Genomic DNA, 4,572 nt, shown 5'->3' on the forward strand with positions numbered 1-4,572 from the left:
GTCGTGGAGCCGTCCGGAGACGATCTGATCCCGGCACCAGTCCAGGAGATCGTCTGCAACATCTGACGATTCAAAGGCATCCACCGATGAAACGACCTCATGATGGAGCGCTGCCCGCTTTCCGTTCCACCTGAGAAGCAGGCATTCGATACCGGGCCTGATGAGCGGCTGGAAGGCCGTATCTTCACGCGGAGCAGGGAGGGCAACCCTGCCGGTGATATAGACCCGTATCTTCCAGAGGAGTTCCCGCATCCGTATGCGGATGCCCGGTGACGGGGGCAGGGCAGGAACCCCGGCAGGAGGAGCATCGGTTCTCACAAGGACGGTCCGATCCTCTGCCGGTGGCAGGAAGCCTGCATACCATACCGGAGGGCGCTCATCAGGGAGAGAATCCAGGTATGACTGGAGAAAATCGATCTGGACATCGAGATCCCGAGCCGCCCCAAGCGAGCGGGTGATGGAGCGGACACCTTTGTAGGTATTTTTATACATCGATTCAGAGAAGCAGGGTGCAAAGAGGGGGAGAGCCGCACGGATGCGCCGCGATGCCACCCTCATCCGGTGGATATACTCGATATCATCAGAATGCCGTACACCATCTGCCTCAGCAACAAGATCCTCGGTGAGCTTTCTGAGAGTCTCTGCCCCAAAGAGACAGAAGCCCTCATCATTCTTCTCTTTCTTTCCACCCATGCCAGGCACCCCTGTTTGTAATCAGCCAGTCCTGTGAATGACAGGCTGTCTCAGTATTCTCCTGTTGAATCCTGTCATAGCTGCCATCGGCATTGAGGCGCCACGATTTCTGGTTATCTGAAAGATGCACCCTCATGATCCTGACGAGAGCGGAGCGGATCGCCGGATCCCGCACCGGAAAGAGCACCTCAACCCTCCGCCTGAGGTTCCGCTGCATCATATCTGATGATCCGAGGAGCACCTCATCATCACCACCGTTGTGGAAGTGGTAGATGCGGGCATGTTCAAGGAAACGCCCGACTATTGAGGTGACTTTGATCGTCTCGGATACGCCTGTAATACCGGGGCGAAGCGCACAGAGTCCGCGGACATTCAGATCCATTCTCACACCTTCATGTGATGCCCGGTACAGCGCCGATATGATCTCAGGGTCAAGGAGCCCGTTCAGCTTCAGTGCGATATAGCCGTTCTGGTTCGCTCTCTGGTGCTCGATCTCCCGCTCAATCCGTTTCAGGATCCCCTGCCTGAGGTTGATCGGTGCAACGAGAAGCTTCCGGTACTCCTGCCGCTCCACATAGCCGGTCAGGTGGTTGAAGAGCTCGGTTGCATCTGCCCCGATATCTGGATCGGCGGTCAGATATCCGATATCGCCGTAGATACGGGTGGTGACGGTGTTGTAGTTTCCTGAACTTAAGTGCACATAGCGGTAGATACCGTCTGCTTCACGCCTGACGATCATCGCCACCTTGGCATGCACCTTCAGCCGCTCATGCCCATACACGACATGCACCCCTTCCTGTTCGAGAGCCCGCGCCCAGGTGATATTGTTCAGTTCATCGAACTTTGCCTTTAGTTCCAGAACCACAGTCACCTGTTTCCCATGCTGGCGGGCTTTCATCAGGGCATCGACGATCGGGGATTTCTTATCGATCCGGTACAATGTGATCTTGATCGCAAGGACATCCGGATCGATTGCCGCCTGCCTGAAGAGCCGGACGATCGGGATGAAGCTGTCGTAGGGGTGATAGAAGAGAGTATCACGGGATCGTACCAGATCGAAGATATCCTCTTCATGCGCCAGCGGATCGGTGATATGGGGGACAAATGGTTCATCGAGGAGATCGGGGCGGGAGAGATCATGCAGCTGCCACAGATCATTATGGCCGATAAAACCACTGACACCATAGACATCGCTCTCTTTCAGCCCGAGCCGCTCAGAGAGGAGAAGGATCAGCCGCGGGGGGGTGGCCGGGTCAACTTCAAGCCGGACCGGGACCCCGGTTCGCCTGCATTCGATACTATCCTCAACCGCTGTCAGGAGGTCAGATGCATCATCAATGACCACTTTGATCTCCGCATCCCGTGTCACCCTGAACCGGTATGCACCCTCAACACTCATTCCCGGAAAGAGGGAGCCGAGATGCCCGGCGATCAGATCTTCGAGGAGGATGAAGCGGGATGGCGGCCCCCCGCCCGGGGAGCTTACCGGGATGAACCTGCCGAAGGTGAGGGATGGGATCTTGATCCGTGCGAGGTACCGCCGCCCGTCGGCTGAACCCAGGACAACAGCCAGATTCAGCGAGAGGTTCGAGATGAAGGGGAAGGAGCGGGCTGCATCGATTGCCATCGGGGTGAGGATCGGATAGATCGTCGAGTGGAAGTAGGCATGCATCGCCTCTTTTTCATCATCTGTTAATTGAGAGAACAAAACGATTGAGACACCCGCTGCAGAGAGAGCAGGAAGGAGAGAGCTGCTCCATGTCTCCTCATAGAGGCGGTAGAGTTCATCCACCTCCAGCTGGATCTTCCAGAGGAGATCTGCCGGGGCGATTCCATCAGGAGGCAGTTTCCAGATGCCGTCTTTCACCTGGTGGCGGAGCCCGGATACCCGGACCATAAAGAATTCATCGAGGTTACTCCCGCAGATCGCAAGGAACTTCACCCGTTCGAGGAGAGGATGGGTTGTGTCATTTGCCTCTGCCAGCACTCTCCTGTTAAAGGAGAGCCAAGAGAGTTCCCGGTTGATATAGTAGTCCGGATCCTTTGGATTGAATGTCTCTTCAGTTGCCATGCCATATCCCCCTGTGCTGTATCATCCATGCCTGTGAATCGATCGGTTCCGCACCAGGCTCCACCCGTTTGTAGCTGCCATCCTTGTTCATCAGGCGCATCTTGACGGAATCCCGCAGGTGGATCTGAAGGATCGTTTTGATCACTGCATCCCTGATCGCAGGATCACGTATCGGATAGAGGATCTCAACCCTTCCATTGAGGTTCCTCGGCATAAGGTCGGCCGATCCGATCAGCACCTCCTCTTCACCCCCGTTTCTGAAATAATAGATCCTGGTATGTTCAAGGAACCGCCCAACAATGGAGGAGACGGTGATATTGTCTGAAAAACCGGGGATGCCCGGCCTGAGGCAGCAGATGCCACGCACCTGGAGGTGGATGGCGACCCCTTCCTGCGATGCACGGTAGATAGCGGCAATGAGATCCGGATCCACGAGTGAATTGCATTTGAAGGCAATGTAGCCCTTCCCATATGCCCGGTGAATACGAATCTCCCGCTCTATCCGGGAGATGAGATCCTCACGCATCCGTCCCATCTTCCCATGAGAGACGAGCAAAGTCCGGTATTCCGTCTTTGCGGAATAGCCTGTGAGGGCATTGAAGAGATCGGCTGCATCCGCAGCAACTGCTGGATCAGCTGTAAAGAGACCGAGATCGGTATAGACCCGTGCGGTCTGGGCATTGTAGTTGCCGGTTCCAAGATGGGTATACGTGACAAGACCGGTCGACTCCCGGCGGACGACCATGCAGAGTTTGGCATGCACCTTCAGGCCGATCAACCCATAGACCACATGTACACCGGCCCGTTCAAGTGCCCGAGCCCAGATGATATTATTCTCCTCATCAAAGCGTGCCTTCAGCTCGACAAGGACCGTCACCTGCTTGCCCTGCTCGCGTGCCTCCATCAGTGCCTCGACGATGGGAGAGTTCTGCCCGACACGGTAGAGTGTCTGTTTGATCGCAAGGACATCCGGGTCGCGTGCCGCCTGCCTGATGAAGCTCACCACCGGGATGAAGCTGTCATAGGGGTGATAGAGGAGATAGTCCCGCTTCCTGATAGAGCGGAAGATCGTCTTCTCGGAATTGAGCCCCTCCGGAACCGAAGGGAGGAACGGGGCATCTTTCAGTTCGGGCAGGTTAATTCCGGCAAGCTCCATCAGATCGGCCATGCCGAGCGGGCCGGTGCTGGTGTCGACCTGCTCGGGGTTGAGCCTGAGTTTGGATGCGAGCATCTCCCGGATCCACTCCGGAATTGAGCTATCCACCTCAAGCCGGACAGGCCTCCCGATTCGCCGGTGCTCCACGCTCTCCTCGATGGTGCTGAGGAGATCCGATGCTTCATCCTCCTCGATCTCAAAGTCCGCATCTCTGGTCACCCTGAATGGGTAGGAGGCAACGACATCCATGCCCGGATAGAGGAGATCAAGATTGTCAGCGATTAATTCTTCCAGCAGAACATACTGGTGTTCCTGCCCGCCGCAATCGCCTGATCCGGGAAGCCTCACAAACCGCTGACCAAGGGTGCGGGGCACCTTCACCCGTGAGAAGATCCTGCCCCGCTTTGTGTCATTGATGATGACCGCAAGGTTCAATGAGAGGCTCGATATGAAGGGGAAGGGATGGGATACGTCAAAAGCCATCGGGGTGACGATCGGGAAGATCTCCCTGATGAATGTCTCACGTGCCGCTCTCCTCAGTTCCGGGGAGAGTTCATCCATCCTCTGGATCCGGATCCCTTCACTTTTCAGTTCGGGAAGGAGATGATCCTTCCAGCAGGTGGTCGCCTCTTTGAGCAGGGGGAGGAGTTCG

At 56.2% G+C, this 4,572-nt stretch carries 3 protein-coding genes; all 3 read right to left on the minus strand.

Translation table 11 applies throughout. From position 1 onward, the window contains the following. On the minus strand, window positions 1–693 hold a 693-nt coding region (locus tag QCH34_RS07240), incomplete at its 3' end, for a CHAD domain-containing protein (RefSeq protein WP_300332300.1). Continuing rightward, the gene (gene ppk1 / locus QCH34_RS07245; protein ID WP_300332302.1) at window positions 668–2,764 is read right to left on the minus strand and encodes a polyphosphate kinase 1; all 2,097 of its coding nucleotides are present in this window, start codon (window positions 2,762–2,764) and stop codon (window positions 668–670) included. The genes QCH34_RS07240 and ppk1 (QCH34_RS07245), both read right to left, overlap by 26 nt. Then, the coding region (ppk1, locus tag QCH34_RS07250) for a polyphosphate kinase 1 (RefSeq protein WP_300332304.1) at window positions 2,754–4,572 on the minus strand (1,819 nt) is incomplete at its 5' end. The genes ppk1 (QCH34_RS07250) and ppk1 (QCH34_RS07245), both read right to left, overlap by 11 nt.

This window comes from Methanocalculus sp., assembly GCF_029762515.1.
GTDB lineage: Archaea > Halobacteriota > Methanomicrobia > Methanomicrobiales > Methanocorpusculaceae > Methanocalculus.

Excerpts from the sequence above, each read along its gene's own strand:
- ppk1 (WP_300332302.1), bottom strand. The coding sequence starts at position 2,764 with ATGGCAACTGAAGAGACATTCAATCCAAAGGATCCGGACTACTATATC.